3 protein-coding genes and 1 pseudogene are annotated in these 3,188 nt (G+C 33.6%); 2 read left to right on the forward strand and 2 right to left on the reverse strand.

Annotated features, from left to right (window positions below):
• Window positions 1-128: 128 nt before the first annotated feature.
• Window positions 129-287: pseudogene (locus FTU66_RS13425) on the forward strand (DUF523 domain-containing protein); the annotation flags it as partial.
• A gap of 126 nt (window positions 288-413) precedes the next feature.
• Here FTU66_RS13425 and FTU66_RS13430 read toward each other — a convergent pair.
• Entirely contained in the window at window positions 414-1,202 is a 789-nt protein-coding gene (locus FTU66_RS13430; protein ID WP_038350081.1) for an aminoglycoside adenylyltransferase domain-containing protein, read from the reverse strand.
• A gap of 277 nt (window positions 1,203-1,479) precedes the next feature.
• On the opposite strand from FTU66_RS13430, the gene FTU66_RS13435 reads away from it, so the two are divergent.
• Window positions 1,480-2,624 (forward strand): IS3-like element ISAba14 family transposase gene (locus FTU66_RS13435; protein WP_099046175.1). Its coding sequence is split into 2 segments (ribosomal slippage): window positions 1,480-1,744 and window positions 1,744-2,624, totalling 1,146 coding nucleotides; the frame shifts between segments, so codons are not numbered across the junction.
• A gap of 172 nt (window positions 2,625-2,796) precedes the next feature.
• On the opposite strand, the gene FTU66_RS13440 is transcribed toward FTU66_RS13435, so the two are convergent.
• A complete protein-coding gene (locus FTU66_RS13440) occupies window positions 2,797-3,018 on the reverse strand; it encodes a helix-turn-helix transcriptional regulator (protein WP_004658364.1) in 222 nt (73 codons plus the stop codon).
• Window positions 3,019-3,188 lie beyond the last annotated feature (170 nt).

A 3,188-nucleotide genomic window follows, 5' to 3' on the forward strand; every position in this document is an offset into this window, starting at 1 on the left:
AAATGGACAATGCCTATTCAGGAATGGGGACAAACGATTACTCAATTATCCATTTACTTTGAAGGTCGATTAGATGATATAATTAAAATCTAGTCAAATTTACTGACACAGAATTTTGAACGCCCTCAGTGCTTAAAGAAAATAGCCCTTCATGTGGTAGTTCAATGATTTACGATGGTCAATTTAATGGGAATAAGATCTATGGCAATGGAGTTACCTCCGCTTTGCTTAAACGTCATAATATAAAAGTCATTTCAGAAGAAACTTTTTGGCAACTTTTACCCTAGTTCCTCCGCTTTTATTTAAAATCTTCATGCAACTCCAACCACGCCCCCCTTTGCAATATCAAGTCTCTTCGGTATTTAGAGATATAGTGAGGTAATAATCTAAGAAGCATATCCATTACTTCCACATCAGTTAAAAAGTAGTGGTTCAATTTTATGCTGTAATTCTTTAACAATTTTAGCAAGCTGATCATGTAAAACTAACCAACATTGCTCATGACCTTGCCCAATATATTCATCTATTATGAGTTGCAAAATGTCTTGATCTATCTGACTTAAGAATTCTAAAAACCATGTCGCAGCAACATCCTTGGCAACTATTGTTTTATGATCTAATGTATAAGCTATACGGCATAGCGCTAAAATTTGATTACATTCATCCTGATCGTCTTTCCAATGAGCAATAATTTGTGGATAAGTTTTTTGCATGGCAAATATTAATTGTTCATAGCTAATTGGATTTAACCAATCGCAAATATCAGGTCCAAAGATAGTAATGTTATGTAATTGGGCAGTTTTAAGTAAAATACTAATATCTGGATCAGATTGACTATAAAGTAATTCACCTTTGAGTAATTCTTCTCTCAACCACTCGCCATATTGTAGCTGATATGTATATGGATGATTTTTATTGGTAATACTCCCTTTTTCTAATATCGTAATTTCTAAGGCACGCGCTGTAGCATGACCAATCGGAACAGATATATTTAGAAAATTCTGCGCTAATTGTTTTCTTTCCTGATCGGTAATTTCACGTTCAATAATAACTAAAATATCAAGATCACTTTTATGTTTTAAACCACCATCAACATACGAACCATATAAATAAATAGCATAAAGCTTATCTTTAAAATTTTTTTGTAAAAGCTGTTTTACACTTTCAACTTGGCGACACTCTTCATCATTTAAGCTTTGCATATGATTTTTAATTTAAAAAAATAAGTAATGAATTCATAGAGCATTATACAGAATAAGTGTAAATAATTTAATCAATTAGTAAATAACATACTATTTTTACAATATATTTACTTTCAATATAGAGTTTAATACATAAAACTCTATCAATCAAAAAAAGCTTGAAACAACATCTGAATAGTAAGAGTCATTTCCTCCTCACTTAGAGATGGATCCGGAAATTTGAACAACTCCTATAAGTGATACTCTGCTCCTCAAATGATGTTATAAACATCAATATATGGAGTATTTTATGGCACGTAGACCAAGAAGAAATCATTCAAACGACTTTAAGGCTAAGGTAGCACTTGCTGCGATCAAAGCAGAAAAAACACTTGCTGAATTGAGTTCTGAGTTTGATGTTCATCAAAACCAAATTATTGACTGGAAAAATCAATTGATCTCAGCTTCCTCACAAGCTTTCGATCAATCAAAAGCTCCATCAGAACCTCCCATTGATCTTAAAAAGTTACATGCAAAAATCGGTGAGCAGGCATTAGAAATTGATTTTTTAGAAGGTGTGTTGAAGAAACTGGGCCGCTTCAACCACAAAAGTTAATCGATCACTCACTTCAGATTTCAGTATCTAAACAAGCTAAGTTACTGAAAGTCTCTCGTGGTTGTTATTATTATCGCCCAAAACCTGTTAGCTCATCAGATCTGAAGCTGATGCGATGTATTGATGAATTACATATGCAATATCCTTTTGCAGGCAGTCGTATGATGCGTGATTTGTTGAATCGTCAAGGGCATCATATAGGACGACGTCATACACGTACTTTAATGAAGAAAATGGGTATTCAGGCGTTATATTGCAAACCAAATTTAAGCCAGGCTAATCAAGCTCACCGTAAATATCCATATCTGCTCAAAGGATTGGCTATTCAGCGCAGTAATCAAGTGTGGTCTACTGATATAACGTATATCCCTATGGCAAAAGGCTTTGTTTATTTATGTGCTGTGATTGATTGGCATAGCCGCAAGGTACTTGCGCATAGGGTATCGATTAGTATGGAGGTGGATTTTTGTATTTCGGCTTTAAATGAAGCGATTGAAAAATATGGATCACCTGAAATATTGAATACAGACCAAGGCAGTCAGTTCACCAGTGATGCATTTATTGATGTATTGAAATCAAATGGCATTCAAATCAGTATGGATGGTAAAGGTCGATGGGTAGATAATGTGATGGTTGAACGATTATGGCGGAGCGTTAAATATGAAGAGGTGTATCTCAAAGCTTATAGCAGTGTCACAGATGCGAAAAAGCAATTGAGTGCATATTTTGAGTTTTATAATCTGAAACGACCTCATTCGAGTCTAGACAAAATGACACCAAATGAGTTTTACTATGATCAGCTACCCCAACAAAACAAGGTGGCTTAACTAGAGCGGAATATCACTTATAAATACGCTTTTAGTTGTTCAAACAAGTGGAACCACCTCTGTTTGTAATGATATTTTATAAAATTCAATATTAGATCTGCAGAGAAAAACTTATCAAACTAAGTATTGGCTAGTCTTTTTCTTCGAAAAACTTATCAAACGAAGTATTAAGTTAATCTTTTTCTTCAACTTCTTCCTTAAACTCAAACAAATCATTCATCGTACAGTTAAAGTACTTACACAACTTATCGGCGACTGGTAATTCAATACGTACAGCACGGTCATAATACATACTTGTGAGCGTGTTGCGATTGATACCTGTTGCATGCACCACTTCACTTAATTTTAAAATTTTTCTATCGCCCATGAGGCTAGATAACTTACAAGTAATCATATTTAAATTAATTTACAAAAAATAACTTGCTGTGGGTTATTTGAAGTTGTTGACTGAGTAATACTTTGCTAAAATTAACCTACAGCAGGTTATTACAACTTATAGAAAGTATATTTTATCCATTTCAACTAAATTATAACTTTTTAAATATAAGGATTGAACCTGCATTA

Origin of the sequence: Acinetobacter sp. YH12131 (assembly GCF_013418635.1) — a bacterium.
Lineage (GTDB): Bacteria > Pseudomonadota > Gammaproteobacteria > Pseudomonadales > Moraxellaceae > Acinetobacter > Acinetobacter towneri.